Source organism: Streptomyces sp. SolWspMP-5a-2, assembly GCF_900091845.1.
GTDB lineage: Bacteria > Actinomycetota > Actinomycetes > Streptomycetales > Streptomycetaceae > Streptomyces > Streptomyces doudnae.
Map to the genome: position 1 here is coordinate 1 of NZ_FMCI01000032.1, position 15,090 is coordinate 15,090.

General features: G+C 74.1%; 12 protein-coding genes and 1 pseudogene. 5 read left to right on the forward strand and 8 right to left on the reverse strand.

The genetic code is table 11. The features are described from left to right. The 4 genes and pseudogenes from GA0115242_RS01980 to GA0115242_RS01995 all read left to right on the forward strand — a co-directional run. Positions 1 to 952: tetratricopeptide repeat protein (locus GA0115242_RS01980; RefSeq protein ID WP_141721454.1), on the forward strand; the 952-nt coding region annotated here is incomplete at its 5' end. 3 nt (positions 953 to 955) lie between these two features. Next, positions 956 to 2,201: pseudogene (locus GA0115242_RS01985) on the forward strand (PP2C family serine/threonine-protein phosphatase). A 101-nt stretch (positions 2,202 to 2,302) separates the two neighbouring features. Continuing rightward, entirely contained in the window at positions 2,303 to 3,634 is a 1,332-nt protein-coding gene (locus GA0115242_RS01990) for a vWA domain-containing protein (protein WP_093823826.1), read from the forward strand. A 48-nt stretch (positions 3,635 to 3,682) separates the two neighbouring features. Further along, complete coding sequence (locus tag GA0115242_RS01995) at positions 3,683 to 5,104, forward strand: FHA domain-containing protein (protein WP_093823828.1); 1,422 nt, start codon at positions 3,683 to 3,685, stop codon at positions 5,102 to 5,104. 12 nt (positions 5,105 to 5,116) lie between these two features. Here GA0115242_RS01995 and GA0115242_RS02000 read toward each other — a convergent pair whose 3' ends face one another. Beyond that, positions 5,117 to 6,094, reverse strand: coding sequence for a methyltransferase domain-containing protein (locus tag GA0115242_RS02000; protein WP_093823830.1), 978 nt, complete (start codon positions 6,092 to 6,094; stop codon positions 5,117 to 5,119). 96 nt (positions 6,095 to 6,190) lie between these two features. Between GA0115242_RS02000 and GA0115242_RS02005 the strand changes: the two genes are divergently transcribed. Continuing rightward, complete coding sequence (locus GA0115242_RS02005; RefSeq protein ID WP_093823832.1) at positions 6,191 to 6,595, forward strand: globin; 405 nt, start codon at positions 6,191 to 6,193, stop codon at positions 6,593 to 6,595. 293 nt (positions 6,596 to 6,888) lie between these two features. Here the strand turns inward: GA0115242_RS02005 and GA0115242_RS02010 are convergent, their stop codons facing one another. The 7 genes from GA0115242_RS02010 to GA0115242_RS02040 all read right to left on the reverse strand — a co-directional run bounded on the left by GA0115242_RS02010 (position 6,889) and on the right by GA0115242_RS02040 (position 15,084). After that, positions 6,889 to 7,557: a hypothetical protein gene (locus GA0115242_RS02010; RefSeq protein ID WP_093823834.1), complete on the reverse strand. Its 669-nt coding sequence runs from the start codon at positions 7,555 to 7,557 to the stop codon at positions 6,889 to 6,891. Beyond that, the gene (locus GA0115242_RS02015; protein WP_093823836.1) at positions 7,554 to 7,964 is read right to left on the reverse strand and encodes an acyl-CoA thioesterase; all 411 of its coding nucleotides are present in this window, start codon (positions 7,962 to 7,964) and stop codon (positions 7,554 to 7,556) included. Before GA0115242_RS02015 ends, GA0115242_RS02010 begins: the two co-directional genes overlap by 4 nt. 6 nt (positions 7,965 to 7,970) lie before the next feature. Continuing rightward, positions 7,971 to 9,635, reverse strand: a complete 1,665-nt coding sequence (ettA, locus tag GA0115242_RS02020; protein ID WP_093823838.1) for an energy-dependent translational throttle protein EttA — start codon at positions 9,633 to 9,635, stop codon at positions 7,971 to 7,973. Between the two features lie 151 nt (positions 9,636 to 9,786). Continuing rightward, positions 9,787 to 10,161 carry a hypothetical protein gene (locus tag GA0115242_RS02025; protein ID WP_093823840.1) on the reverse strand — a complete coding sequence of 125 codons (375 nt, stop codon included), beginning with the start codon at positions 10,159 to 10,161 and terminating at the stop codon, positions 9,787 to 9,789. 44 nt (positions 10,162 to 10,205) lie between these two features. Further along, positions 10,206 to 11,624: a Cys-Gln thioester bond-forming surface protein gene (locus GA0115242_RS02030; RefSeq protein ID WP_093823842.1), complete on the reverse strand. Its 1,419-nt coding sequence runs from the start codon at positions 11,622 to 11,624 to the stop codon at positions 10,206 to 10,208. 261 nt (positions 11,625 to 11,885) lie between these two features. Then, positions 11,886 to 12,458 (reverse strand): single-stranded DNA-binding protein, encoded by a 573-nt coding sequence (locus tag GA0115242_RS02035; protein WP_093823844.1) that lies wholly within the window; start codon positions 12,456 to 12,458, stop codon positions 11,886 to 11,888. A gap of 400 nt (positions 12,459 to 12,858) precedes the next feature. After that, complete coding sequence (locus GA0115242_RS02040; protein ID WP_370672248.1) at positions 12,859 to 15,084, reverse strand: GTP-binding protein; 2,226 nt, start codon at positions 15,082 to 15,084, stop codon at positions 12,859 to 12,861. Positions 15,085 to 15,090: the final 6 nt, after the last annotated feature.

The window sequence follows — 15,090 nt, forward strand, 5'->3', positions numbered from 1 at the left end:
GCCGGGCATCGTCAGGGCCGTCGACGCCGCCGCCGCGGCGCTCGCCCTGCCGGTGCCGCGGGTCGACCCGGGCGACCCCGACGCCGGTTTCCTGGCCGGTCTGATCACCAGCGCGCCCACCGAACTCCTGGGCGCGCTCGCGGCGGCCCCCGCGGACTCGGTGGAGACCCGGCTGCGGCGCATCCGCGCCTGGCTGGAGAACGGCGACCTCGGCGCCGCCCTGAACGCGCTGCGGGCCGTGGAGGACGAGCGGCCCGACGACTGGCGGGTGGTCTGGTACCGGGGTGTGGCCGCGCTGGTCACCGGCGACCAGGAGGGCGCCGCGCTGGCCTTCGACGCGATCTACGACGCCTTCCCCGGCGAGACCGCCCCGAAGCTGGCGCTGGGGCTGTGCGCCGAGGTGCTGGGCCAGCTCGACAACGCGGCCGAGTACTACCGGCTGGTCTGGTCGACCGACCCGAGCTACGTGAGCGCCGCCTTCGCCCTGGCCCGGGTGCAGTTGGCGAGCGGCGACCGGGCGGCCTCCGTGCGGACCCTGGAGTCGGTGCCGGAGTCGTCGATCCACTGCACGGCGGCCCGGGTGGCGGCGGTGCGGGCGCGGCTGCGGCGGCGTCAACGGGACGGGGCCTCGGGGGACGTACCCTTCCTGGACGACCTGCGCGCCTCGGCGGGGCAGGTCGAGGCGCTCGACGCGTACGGTCTCGACCCGGCTCGCCGGGAGCAGTTGTCGGCCGAGGTGCTCGGGTGCGCCCTGGACTGGATACTCTCCGGTGGCCAGGGTTCAGGACCGGCGGCACAGCGGGTGCTGCTCGGCAGCGCGCTGGACGAGCGGGGACTCCGCTTCGGTCTCGAGCGTTCGTACCGCACGCTGGCCCGGTTGGCGCGGGGCGGCGAGGAGAGGATCGACCTGGTGGAACGTGCCAATCGTTACCGCCCCCGGACGTGGGTGTAGTTGATGTCGCAGATGCCCCAGCTGTCCGCGTGCCCGAGCTGCGAGTGGCCGCTCGAATCGGGCGACCGCTTCTGCGGCGCGTGCGGATACGACCTGTCGGCGGTCCCCGCCCGGCCGGACGACCATCCGACGGTCGCCCTGAACGGCGCGGTCCCGCCGGAGGAGCCGCCGCGGCCCGCGGCACCGGCGCCCGCTCCGGGAACCGGGCCCGCGGCACCGGCGGCCGCTCCGGGGACCGGTGTGCGCTTCGACCGCGCGCCGTCGTCCGACGACTACCCGCTGCAGGCGCCCGAACCGCCGCCCGCCGCGGCCCCCGAGGCGCCCGCCGCCGATCAGAAGGTCTGTGTGGCCTGCCGGGCGGGCCGTGTCGACCGGGACGGGGTACTGCGAGAACTGCGGGCACGCGCAGCCGCGCGAGCGCGACCACATGGAGCAGGAGGCGGGGCCGATCGCAGCCGTCTCCGACCGGGGCCTGCGCCACCACCGCAACGAGGACGCGTTCGCCATCGCGGCCTGCGCGCTGCCCGACGGCTCCCCGGCCTCCGTCGCGATCGTCTGCGACGGCGTCTCCTCGGCGACCCGGCCCGACGACGCGTCGCTGGCCGCCTCACGGGCCGCGAGCCGGTCGCTGCTGGCCGCGCTGCCCCGGGGCACCCATCCGCAGCAGGCGATGCACGAGGCCATCGTCGCCGCCTCGCACGCCGTCGACGCGCTGGCCGCCGAGCCCGCCACGGCCCGGGAGCAGGCCCCGCACCAGAACGCGCCGGCCTGCACGCTGGTCGGCGCGATCGTCACGGCCGGGCTGCTGACCGTGGGCTGGGTCGGGGACAGCCGCGTCTACTGGGTGCCGGTGGACCGCTCGTCGCCGCCCGCCCGGCTCACCGAGGACGACTCGTGGGCCGCGCAGATGGTCGCGGCGGGCCTGATGAACGAGGCCGAGGCGTACGCCGACGAGCGCGCCCACGCGATCACCGGGTGGCTGGGCGCCGACGCCTACGAACTGGAGCCGCACACCCAGTCGTTCAAGCCGGACCGGCCGGGTGTGGTGGTGGTGTGCACCGACGGCCTGTGGAACTACGCGGAGGGCGCCGAGGAGATGGCCGAGGCGCTCCCCGCGGACGCGGCCGTCCGGCCGCTGCACAGCGCCCGGGTGCTGGTCGGTCACGCCCTGGACGGCGGGGGCCACGACAACGTAACAGTGGCCGTCGTGCCGTTCCCCGCCACGGCACAGGGGGCAGGATCGGCCTGAGAGGCCGCGCACGGGGAAGGAGCCGCGGGACGGAGGGGACCGCCCGCGGCCGGACCAGGCCCTGTCCGGATCCGGGGGCCACGAGGGGGATGTGAGCAGCCATGGCCAATTTCTCGAAGGCGCACGTGCCGCAGTTCTCGGTGGACGTGTACCAGAACGAGTACTTGCCGGAGGGCGGCCGCGAGGTCAGCGCGATCGTGACGGTCACCGCCACCGGCGGCGGCACCACGGGCGGCGCGGTCGCGGCGTCCGGGCACGGCCCGTCGGCCGCGGTGGCGCTGATGGTCGACTGCTCCGGTTCGATGGACTACCCGCCGGCGAAGATGCGCAACGCCCGGGACGCGACGGCCGCCGCCGTGGACGCCCTGCGGGACGGTGTGCACTTCGCGGTGATCGGCGGCACGCACGTCGCCAAGGAGGTCTACCCGGGCGGCGGGCGGCTCGCGGTCGCCGACGCGACCACCCGGGAACAGGCCAAGTTCGCGCTGCGCAAGCTGGCGGCGGGCGGCGGCACGGCCATCGGCACCTGGCTGCGGCTCGCGGACCGGCTGCTGTCGTCGGCGGACGTGTCGATCCGGCACGGCATCCTGCTGACCGACGGCCGCAACGAGCACGAGGCGCCCGAGGATCTGCGGGCGGCGCTGGAGTCCTGCGCGGGCCGGTTCACCTGTGACGCCCGCGGGGTCGGCACCGACTGGGACGTGAAAGAAGTCACAGCGATCGCCTCGGCGCTGCTCGGCACCGCGGACATCGTGGCCGATCCGGGCGGTCTCGCGGCCGACTTCACCGGGATGATGGAGAAGACGATGGGCAAGGAGGTCGCCGACGTCGCGCTGCGGGTGTGGACGCCGGTCGGCACGTCCATCAAGTTCGTCAAGCAAGTCGCCCCGGCGGTCGCGGAGTTGACCGACCGGCGGACGGAGGCGGGGCCGCGCGCGGGCGACTACCCCACCGGTTCCTGGGGCGACGAGTCCCGCGACTACCACGTCTGCGTCGAGGTCCCGGCCGCGCAGCTCGGCCAGGAGATGCTCGCCGCGCGGGTCTCCCTGGTGGTCCCGCAACCCGACGGATCCGCCCGGAACTTGGGCGCCCAGGGCCTGGTGCGGGCGGTCTGGACCGACGACATGGCCGCCTCGACGTCGATCAACCCGCAGGTCGCCCACTACACGGGCCAGGCCGAACTGGCACAGGCCATCCAACAAGGTCTCGACCTTCGCAAAGCGGGCGATTTCGACGGCGCAACGGCCAAATTGGGCCGGGCCGTTCAACTGGCGAGCGCCTCCGGGAACGCGGATACTGCGAAACTGCTTTCGAAGGTGGTGGACGTGGTCGACGCCGCGACGGGTACTGTGCGACTGAAGGCGAAGGTCGCCGAGGCCGACGAGATGACTCTCGAGACCCGGTCCACGAAAACCGTTCGCGTGAAGAAGTGACCCTGCACCACCCGGACAGGCTTGACGAGGAGAGGGGGAAGCGCCGACATGCCGACCTGCCCGAACGGACACCAGTCGGGTTCCGACGACTGGTGCGAGGTCTGCGGTCACCGCATGGCCGGTTCCGTGCCCCCGCCTCCGCCGCCGCCCCCGCCCGGCGGTGGCTACGGCTTCCCGCCGCCGCAGGGCGGACGCCCCGGCCAGGACCCGGAGCTGTGCCCGCAGTGCCGCACGCCCCGCGAGGGCGGCGCCCCGTTCTGCGAGGAGTGCCGGTGGAACTTCCTCACCAACACGGCGACCTCGTACACCCCGGCGGCCCCGCGCCCGCAGGGCCCCGGCCAGGGCGCCCCGCGCTTCCAGCAGCCGCCCGGACCCTCGTACGGCGGCGCTGACCCGTTCGAGTACCAGGGTTCGCGCCCGTCGCAGGTGAACCGGCCCGCCGAGCCGATCCCGCCGTTCGGCGGCGACCCCTCGCGCCCCGACCCGTCCGGCCCCCCGAACTTCGGCGGCCAGGGGCAGTCGCCCTTCGGCCACCAGGGCCGTCCCGACCAGCAGGGCCCGCCGCCGTACGGCACCCAGCCGGGCCGCCCCGACCAGGGCCGCCCGCCGTTCGGGTCGGACCCCGACCAGCAGGGCCCGCCGCACTTCGGCCGTCCCGACCAGCAGAACCCGCCCTTCGGCGGGCAGGGCCGTCCCGATCCCTCGGGTCCGCCCGCTCCCCCGAACTTCGGCGGCCCGTCCGGCTACGGCTCCGACCCGTCCCGTCCGGTCCCGCCGCCGCCCGGCCCCACGCCCTCCGGAGGCCCCGGTGGCCCGCAGGCGTTCCAGCAGGCGGGGCCGCCCGCCCCGCCCGCGTTCCCGCAGCGCGAGACCGGCCGCCCGCAGCAGGGCGGCCAGGGCTTCGGCGGCGGTGACGACGACTGGGTGATCTCCCCGCCGACCCACGGCCCCGGCGGCCAGGGCGGTCCCGGCGGCCGTGGTCCGCAGGGCGGCCAGGGCGGCTACGGCTACCCCGGCCCCGGTGCCCAGCAGGCCCCCGGCTACCCGCAGGCGCCCCGCGGCCCGGTCACCTGGACGGCGACCATCGGCCCGGACCGCGAGTACTTCATGGCGATGATGCAGCGTTCAGGTCCGGAGGCGACCGGCCTCAACCTGCCCGCGTACTCGCCCGAGCAGCAGCGCACGCTCAGCGGCAACCAGGTCACCATCGGCCGCCGCAGGCACTCCACCGGCGACACCCCCGACATCGACCTGGCCGTGCCCCCGGAGGACCCGGGCGTCTCCCACCAGCACGCGGTGCTGGTCCAGCAGGCGGACGGCAACTGGGCGGTCGTCGACCAGAACTCGACCAACGGCACCACCGTCAACGGCGGCGAGGAGCCCATCCAGCCGTTCGTGCCGGTCCCCCTCCAGGACGGCGACCGGGTGCACGTCGGCGCCTGGACGACGATCACCGTCCGCCGGGGCTGAGGCGCGGGCCGGTCACTCCGGCAGGGGCCAGCGGTACCGGCCGTCCGGCCGGTCGAGCCACGCCCACCGGCGGTCGCCGTCGACGCTCACGCCGTACCGCTCCCGCACCGGCCGGCCCTCGCGCTCCCACAGCGCGTGGGCCGCGCGCGGGTCGAGGTCGTCGGGGGTGAGGGCCAGCAGGAAGCGGAACAGCTCGTGGTCAGCCGCCGCGGGCGGCACCCCGTCCGGTGGCTCCTCACGGGCCGCCCGGCGGGCCGCCCCGCGCAGCGGCACGAAGTAGGCGGGCGTGTGCAGGAACCGCCCCTCGGCGTGCCCGGCGTCCCGCACGGTCAGCGTGAGCAGCCCGGTCGCGAGGGGCGCGAGGACCCGGGCCCCCGGCACGCACTGGCCGGGCCAGGCGCGCGGCACCGAGGTGAGCGCGCAGGTGGCGATGATCCGGTCGAAGGGGGCGCGCTCCGGCACGCCCCGCGCGCCGTCCCCGGTGACGACGGCGGGCCGGTGCCCGGCGGCGGCCAGATGCCGGCGTGCGCTCTCGGTGATCTCCGGCTCCAGGTCGACGGTGGTGACGAGGGAGTCGTCGCCGAGCCGGTGGGCGAGCAGGGCCGCGTTGTAGCCGGTGCCCGCCCCGACCTCCAGGACCCGGTCGCCGTCGCGCACCCGCAGCTCGGTGAGCATCACCGCCATCAGGGACGGCTGGCTGCTGGAGGAGACCAGGTCGCCGTCGCGCAGCCGGGTCGCCAGCGGGACGTCCTCGTACACCCCGCGCAGCCAGCGGTCGCGGGCCCGCGGATCGGGGTCCCCGCACCAGCGCCGTTCGTGGCCCCCGGGGACGGGCGCGTAGTAGTACGGCACGAAGAGATGGCGCGGGACGGCGGTGAACGCCTCCCGCCACACCGGGTCGGTGTCCCAGACGCCGGTCGCGTCGATCGCCCGCACCAGCGCGCGCCGGGCCTGCGCGGCCGGCGGGGTGTCGGGTTCGGGGGCGCCCATGGTCCCACTGTGCGGCCCCGGCGCCGTCGGGGCGAGCGCCGGGACGGAAGTCCTGGGCCTGAGGTCCTGGTCCCCGCCGTCTGAGACCATGGAGGGGTGAACGAGATTCGGCGCGGAACGCTTCAGCAGCAGACCTTCTACGAGCAGGTCGGCGGGGAGGAGACCTTCCGCCGCCTCGTCCACCGGTTCTACGAGGGGGTGGCCGACGACCCGCTGCTGCGGCCCATGTACCCGGAGGAGGATCTCGGCCCCGCCGAGGAGCGCCTGGTGCTGTTCCTGATCCAGTACTGGGGCGGCCCGACGACGTACAGCGACAACCGGGGCCACCCCCGGCTGCGCATGCGGCACGCGCCGTTCACCGTGGACCGCGCGGCGCACGACGCCTGGCTGCGGCACATGCGGGACGCCGTGGACGACCTGGGCCTCTCCGAGGAACACGAGCAGACCCTGTGGAAGTACCTGACGTACGCGGCGGCGTCGATGGTGAACACCCCGGAGTGACGACGGGCCCCGGACGCCGCAGGGGACGGCCGGAGGTTCCGGGCGCCCGTGAGCAACCTGCACACCCCGGCGCAGTCCGCAAAGTCCACCGGACACTGCTTCCTGAAAGACCCAACGGACGCTGCTGCGCGCGCACTTCAGCGAACGCCGATGTCCGGGAAGTACAACGGCCGCTGACGTCGGGGCGGTGCAACGGCCGCTGACGTCGGGACGGTTCAACGGATGCTGACGTCCGGGCAGTTCAACGGCCGCTCACGTCGGGGCGGTTCAACGGATGCTGAAGTCGGCTGGGTTCAGCGGACGCTGACGTCCAGGGCGCCGAGTCCCGCGCGGCGTACGGCGATCGAGCCGTAGGGGGTGCGCAGGCGCAGCCAGGCGCCCGCGGCGACGAGGACCACCGGGACCCCGGGCCGCAGGAAACCGAGCGACTGGGCCGCGTGCACGGCCCGCACCGGCAGCCGGGTGCGGCCGACCGTGCGGGACCAGATCTCCCGCCCGATCCGGTCGAGTTCGGCCCTGGTGCGCCCTTCCGGCGCCAACTCCTGCGTGCGGGACCGGAATTCGGCGACCCCGGCGCGGACGAGCGCGCCCAGCGCGTCCGGCGCTGGCAGCCCGTTCTCGGCCCGCCAGCCGCCGCGCGGGGGCAGCACTCCGGCCCACGGCGGGCCGGTGACGGCGGTCGGGACGCCCGCCGTGGCCGCCGACTCGTCGACGGTCTCCAGGAGTTCACCGGCGGAGACGGTCACGTCCAGGGTGACGTCGAGGCCGTTCTCGTACGGCTTGGCGAGCCGGACGGCGCGGACCGCGAGCACCTCGAAGGACGGCGGTCTGCCGAAGACGGCGAGCGCGGTGCCGATCGCCTGGAGCCGCACGGCGGCGCCGCGGTCGTAGTGGAGCAGCCGGGAGAGGAAGGCCGCGAGGTCCGCCGCCTCCCCCTCGTCGGCGAGGTGGAGACCCGTCATGCGGCGACGGCCTCCTCCTTGTCGTCCCGGTACTCCGCGAGGAACTCCCGTTCCTCCGCGGTGATCCGCCGCGGGCGCTGGGTCTGGAAGTCGAACGGCACGATGACCGTCGCGGCCTTCACGTAGACCTGGTCGCCGTCCTTCACCTCGTAGCGGATGGTGAAGGACGCCGCCCTGATCTCGGTGACCCACAGCTCGATGTCCACGGGCGCGTGCCGGTGGACGAGCTGCCGCTTGTAGTCGATCTCATGGCGTGCCACCACCGACCCCTGCTGGAAGTCCTTCTCCGGGCGGAACAGGAAGTCGATACGGGCTTCCTCCAGGTAGCGGAGGAAGACCACGTTGTTGACGTGGCCGTACGCGTCCATGTCCGCCCAGCGCAGTGGGCAGCGGTAGATGTGCCGCAAGATCGATCAGCCCCGGGTCAGCTTCTTGTAGGTCGCCCGGTGCGGACGCGCCGCGTCCGGGCCGAGCCGCTCGACCTTGTTCTTCTCGTACGACTCGAAGTTGCCCTCGAACCAGAACCACTTGGACTCGCCCTCGTAGGCGAGGATGTGGGTGGCGACCCGGTCCAGGAACCACCGGTCGTGGGAGACGACCACGGCGCAGCCGGGGAACTCCAGGAGCGCGTTCTCCAGGCTGGAGAGGGTCTCGACGTCGAGGTCGTTGGTGGGCTCGTCGAGGAGCAGCAGGTTGCCGCCCTGCTTGAGGGTGAGCGCGAGGTTGAGGCGGTTGCGCTCACCACCGGAGAGCACCCCGGCCGGCTTCTGCTGGTCGGGGCCCTTGAAGCCGAAGGCGGAGACGTAGGCCCGGCTGGGCATCTCGACCTGTCCGACGTTGATGTAGTCCAGCTCGTCGGAGACGACGGCCCACAGCGTCTTCTTGGGGTCGATGTTCTCGCGGCTCTGGTCGACGTACGAGATCTTGACGGTCTCGCCGACCTTGATCGAACCGGAGTCCGGCTCCTCCAGGCCCTGGATCATCTTGAACAGGGTGGTCTTGCCCGCGCCGTTGGGGCCGATGATGCCGACGATGCCGTTGCGCGGGAGCGTGAACGACAGGTCGTCGATGAGGACCTTCTCACCGAAGGCCTTGCCGAGGTTGCTGACCTCGACGACGACGCTGCCCAGCCGCGGGCCCGGCGGGATCTGGATCTCCTCGAAGTCCAGCTTCCGCATCTTGTCGGCCTCGGCCGCCATCTCCTCGTACCGCGCGAGGCGGGCCTTGGACTTGGCCTGGCGTCCCTTGGCGTTGGAGCGGACCCACTCCAGCTCCTCCTTGAGGCGCTTCTGCCGCTTGGCGTCCTTCGCGCCCTCGACCTTGAGGCGGGTGGCCTTGGTCTCCAGGTACTTGGAGTAGTTGCCCTCGTAGCCGTGCAGCCGGCCGCGGTCGACCTCGCAGATCCAGCCCGCGACGTTGTCCAGGAAGTACCGGTCGTGGGTCACGGCCACGACGGTGCCCTCGTACTTGGCGAGGTGCTGCTCCAGCCAGTTCACCGACTCGGCGTCGAGGTGGTTGGTGGGCTCGTCGAGGAGCAGCAGGTCGGGCGCCTCCAGGAGGAGCTTGCAGAGCGCGACCCGGCGCTTCTCGCCACCGGAGAGCTTGGCGACGGACCAGTCGCCGGGCGGGCAGCCCAGCGCGTCCATGGCCTGCTCGAGCTGGGCGTCGAGGTCCCAGGCGTTGGCGTGGTCGAGGTCCTCCTGGAGCTTGCCCATCTCGTCGAGCAGCGCGTCGGAGTAGTCGGTCGCCATCAGCTCGGCGATCTCGTTGAACCGGTCGAGCTTGCCCTTGACGCCGGACACGCCCTCCTGGACGTTCTCCAGGACCGTCTTCTCCTCGTTGAGCGGGGGCTCCTGGAGGAGGATGCCGACGGTGTAGCCGGGGGTCAGGAAGGCGTCGCCGTTCGACGGCTGCTCCAGCCCGGCCATGATCTTCAGGACCGTCGACTTACCGGCACCGTTCGGACCGACGACACCGATCTTGGCACCCGGGAGGAAGCTCAGGGTGACGTCGTCGAGAATCACCTTGTCGCCGTGCGCCTTGCGCGCCTTGCGCATGGTGTAAATGAACTCAGCCAAGAGAAACCGTCCGGCAGCTTGAAATCAGGCAAGGGCAGATACACCCCATCTTGCCGTACGTCCACCCTCGGGTGGTAACCCGTGTGGGCTAGGCGCCGTGAGCTGGGGTTTGTCCGGGAGGCCGTGGGGCGGCGATGGCCCGCCCGCGCTCTCAGGGACGGGACGGGCGCCGGGTGAGCAGGGCCGCAGTCACCAGCGTCACCCCGACGGCCCCGGCGACGCCGATCGGGCCAGCCGAGCGGACCGCGTGGCTGGAGCGCCAGGACAGGACCGACCAGCGGGACTGCGCGGAGCACAGAGAACCGGTGCTCAGCCAGGAGCCCCCGGACAGCGCCGACAGGGCCGAGCCGATCGAACCGGCGGAGAGCGCGCTGCCGATCGAGGCGACCGACAGGACCGAGCCGACCGAGCCGATGGAGAGCACCGACCCCACCGAGCCGATCGACAGCACCGAGTCCTGCGACCAGAGGGAGAGGAAGGAACCCGTGCGGGGGTCCGTCGCCGTGGGCTTCGCCGACTTCGTCATGAGGCCATTGTGCCCGCGCCGCCCGGTCCCCCGCAGGGCGCCGTTCAGCTCTCCCCGGCGGCTTCCTCGCGCTTGCGGATCACGACCAGGGCCGCTCCGCCGATCACCACGAACCCGATGGCGACGCCCGCGATCAGCGGGGTCGGGGAGGTGCTGCCGGTGGCAGCGAGGTTGGTGTCGCCGCCGGAGATCCCGCCGACCGTGGCCGGGCTGGGCTCGCTGAGCGTCTGGACGGCCGCGCCGCCCTCCTCGCTGCTCTGCGTCCGGCAGTCGAGCACCCCGGTGAACCGTGTCGCGAGCGCGCCGGGTCCGCTGATGGTGAAGTCGTACGCCTGGTCCTCGCGCAGCGGGACCGTCACCGTGCGCGACTCCCCCGCCGGGATGGCGTAGTCGGTGCCCATCAGCGAGAACGCGAACTCCTCGTCGCCCCGGTTGGCCGCGGTGATGTCGAGGCCGCCCTTGACGCAGTTCAGCTCGGAGGACAGGGCCGGTACGGCGCCCTGCCCGCCCCAGGTGGCGGTCGCCGTCGCGGAGACCGTCGACTCGCTCGACCCGGCCAGGATCTGCGTCTGACTGCGGCTCTCGGAGACCAGGGCCCGGCCGACCGGGACGGTGGTCGACGCCTGCACGGTCAGGGCGGCCGAGCCGTCCGCCGCGTCCTCGGGCACGTCGAAGAAGACCTTGTCGCCGTCGGCCGCGTCGGTGATCTCCTCGCCGTCCTCGCCGACGATCCGCACTCCGCTGGTGACCGCGTCGGCGGGCGGCGTGAGCGAGACCCCTCCGGCGTCGGTGCGCACGGTGACCGGGCCGAGCCGCTCCCCGGGGTGGCCGGAGACGGCGGGCGGGTCGAGGGTCAGCGACGCCGTCGGCTCGGTGAGCGCGACCGCGTTCTTCTCCAGGTAGTCCGCGAGCTTCTCGGCGCGCGGCTCGACCGCGTCGATGTCGGCGGCGTCCGAGTAGCGCCAGATCGCCACCTGGGTGCCGGCCGCCGCGTCCTGCTCGGTCAGTCCGCCCTTGACTCCCGCCTTGGCGGCGAGCGCGGCGAGGTCGTTGACCTGGGGGTAGGAGTTCTGCAGGATCCAGCGGATCTTCCCGGCCTGCTTGTTCGAGGCCAGCGAGGTGCCGCTCCAGGACGTCTCGTGGTAGCGGGCGTCGCGCTGGGTGGGGTTGTGCAGGTCGATGCAGTACGTCTGGAGGGTGCCGCCGCCGTCGACGGACATCTCGAAGAGGCCCGCCGAGACCTGCTGGTCGCCCGTCTCGTCGTGGATCACCGCGGTGCCGTACGTCTTCAGCCCGCCGATCGTCGCGGTGGCCCCGCTCCGGCCCGGCGCCGTTCCCTCGGCCGCCGCCGCACCGGCTCCGGCCAGCGCCCCGGCGGTGAGGAGTCCGGACGCCAGCGTCAGGGCGGCGAGCCGGGCGGTGGCCCGCCTGCGCAAGGACGACACAGAGAACACAGAAAGCACCAAATTCCCCTTCGAGCAGGACCCTTTGACGTGGAGGTTTGGTCCCACCAGCAGAATCAGAAGCCCTGAGAGCTATGCCCGGCATCCTAGGTATGCGCTTGCACCGCCTTTCCCGGTCATACGGCCGGACAACGGATCCGACCTTGAATCGTTATCGCCCACGCCGGTGACGAGCAGGGCTTATCGACAAATCCACTACGTGGTCACGGAATGCATCGGCCGATAAGCCGCACTCGGTTCAGCGCGGGACACGGGGTGACATCACGTCACCGCGACCGGCTCGTCCTCCGGTTGCCCCGGCCCCGCGACGCCCTGCCCGTCCGGGCCTGCCGGTTCCCCCCGCCCATCCGGGTCGGCGGAGTCGGCGGGGTCGGTGGGGTCTGCCAGTCCGGCGGGACCGGCCGCCGGCCGTGCGGTGTGCGGTGCGGCCGTCTCCCAGTCGGGCTCGGGCCGGGCGGTCCTGGCCGCCGTCTCCGGTTTGCCCGCGCGGCGGAACGCCGAGGTGCCGCGGGCGAGATCGTGCCCGATGGCCACCGCGTCCAGGTCCGCCGAGGTCCGGCTCTGGCCCTCGCGGACCTCCGTGCGCACCTTCAACCGCCCCTGCACGACGACCGGGTCGCCGACGCTGAGCGACGCCGCCGTGTTCGTGGCGAGCTGGCGGTTGGCCCACACCGTGAAGAAGTTGGTGTGCCCGTCCGCCCAGGTGTTCTTCTCCCGGTCCCAGTACCGCGAGGTCACCGCCAGTCGGAACCGCGCCGACGGCCCCGACGGCGTCTCCCGGTACACCGGCTGGGTGGCCACGTTGCCCACGGCGCAGACGATCGTCTCGTTCATGGTTCGCCCCTCCCCGCCCGGCCGTTGGGACCGGGCGGACCCCCGCCCGCGGGCCCCTCCCGCGCGGCGGCTTCCGTCATCCGTGACGACCGCGTCCGCCGCGATCGCCGCGCAGCCAGACTGCCCCCACCGGGCCGGACCCGCCGGGCCCTGTGGACCACCCCCGGCCTGTGGAGAACCCCGTCACCCGCACGAGCGACCCCACGTTCCCCAGCCGCCCACCACCCCACCGGGGCCCGCCAAGTCCCCCGGGCGGGCCCGCCCGAACACCCCGAGCGCCCCGAGCGCCCTGACTGCCCTGGACACCCCGGCTGCCCCTGCGATCCCTGCCGTCCCTGCTACCCCTGCTACCCCTGCTGCCCCTGCGGTTCCTCCCGCTCCCCCTCCCCCTCCCCCGCTGTCACCCGGCGCCCGCCGCCGCCCCCACCCCCGTGACGCGCGCGTACTGCTCCCTGACCTCCCGGTACCGCAGGAGTTCCGCCGCCACCGGGTCCAGGACGCGGGCGCGTCCGCAGCCCGCCGCGGCCTCCCGCAGGCGCCGTTCCGCGTCCGTGCCGTAGCGGCGGGCCGGACCGCGCGCCGCCATCCGGCAGCTCCACTCGACCAGCGGGCCGCCGATGATGCCGAGCACCATCAGCAGCACCGGCACCCCCAGGTTCGGCGCCATGACGTCCACGATCTGCCCGGCCAGCCACAGGCCGCCGACGATCTGGAGGATCGTCATGGCCGCCTGGGTGAGCACCGCCGCGGGCCACCAGCCGGGCCGCGGCGGACGGCCGGGCGGCAGTCCGGCCCGCGCCGCCAGCTCGTCGAGCGCCTCGGGCAGCCCCTGCGAGCCGCGCACGGCGGCCTCCCGCACGGCCTGCGCCCAGGGCGCGGGCAGCCCCGTCGAGGCACGTTCGGAGAGCGTCCGCACGGCGTGCTCGACGCGCTGCCTCGCCGTCGCCTCCTCGTCGGCCTGGTTGCGCACCGGGAGCCGCCCGGTGGGCGAGTCGTAGCGGTCCTGGTACCAGCGCCACAGCCGAAGCCACGGCGTGCCGCACGCGCGGTTGGCGTTGCGCAGCCACGCGCGTTCGGCGGCCTCACCGGCCGCGGTGGCGCCGACCGCCTCGGCGAGCCGGTCGGCGAACTCGTCGCGCGCCTGCTCGCTCAGGCCGATCCGCCGCCGGGTGGCGTAGACGGGCCTGAGCCCGGCCGCCGCGTGGTCGAGGTCGGCGGCGATCCGCCGGGCGGGCGCGCCGCGCTCGGCGACGAACTGGCCGAGGGAGTCGCGCAGTTCGCCGACGCCGTCGCCGGTGAGGGCGGAGAGCGCGAGGACGGTGGCGCCGGGTTCGCCGTACTCGCCGAGCGCGATGCCGTCCTCGTCGAGCAGGCGCCGCAGGTCGTCGAGGACCTGCTCGGTGGCCTCGCCCGGCAGCCGGTCGGTCTGGTTGAGGACGACGAACATGACCTCGGCGTGTCCGGCCATGGGCCGCAGGTACCGCTCGTGCAGGACGGCGTCCGCGTACTTCTCCGGGTCGACGACCCAGACGACGGCGTCGACCAGCGCGAGCACCCGGTCGACCTGTTCGCGGTGCTGGACGGCGGCCGAGTCGTGGTCGGGCAGGTCGATGAGGACCAGGCCGCGCAGTTGCGCCTCCGCCTCCACGCTCTGCACCGGGCGCCGCCGCAGCCGTCCCGGGATGCCGAGCCGGTCCAGGAGGCTCGCGGCGCCGTCGCTCCAACTGCACGCGATGGGCGCGGAGGTGGTGGGGCGGCGGACGCCGGTCTCCGAGATCGTCACGCCCGCGAGGGAGTTGAACAGCTGCGACTTGCCGCTGCCGGTCGCGCCCGCGATGGCGACGACGGTGTGCTGGCCCGAGAGCCTGCGCCGGGCGGCGGCCTCGTCCAGGACGCGCCCGGCCTCGGCGAGGGTGCGGCTGTCGAGCCGGGTCCTGGAGAGGCCGACGAGTTCGCGCAGCGCGTCCAGGCGGGCGCGCAGCGGTCCGTCGTAGGCGAGGGGCGCGGCCAGCGCCTGCGCGGTGGGTCCCCGGGTCTCGACGACGGCGACGGGTTCCGGGGCGGGGGTCCCCTCGGTGACGCGCCGGGCGATCAGGCCGTCGTCCCAGGCACCGGTGGGCGGCGGCTCGGGCGCGGGGGCGCTCGGCGGGACGTCCTGGTCGCGGCGCGGCGGGTTCCTGTCGCCCCGGCGGCGGCGCGGCGCGTCGCCGTCCACGCGCGCGTGGCGGGCACGCCCGATCCCGACGGCCGCGTAGACCCTCCCGGCCCCGGACAGCGCGCGTTCGGCCGCGGCCCGTTCGGCCTCGTCCTCCGGTCCACCGTCGCGGACCTCCGCACCGGCCTCCCCAGGACGCCCGGAGAAGGGCGCGGCACCGGAGGACTCCCCACCCCCGGCCACCGCACCGCCACGCCCGGGGCCGACACCGGCCTCGTCGGCAGGGGGGACGTCGCCAGGGGGGACGTCCGCACGGGGGCCATCGGCAGCGGGCTGCTCGGCACCGGCCTCGTCCACGTCGGCGACCGCCCCGGAAGACTCCCGGGACGGCTCACCGGGCGCCCCGGGAACGCCCTGATCGGGAACCTCGGCGGTCCGGTGCAGGGTGGGGCGGTCCAGGGTGGGCGGAATCCAGGA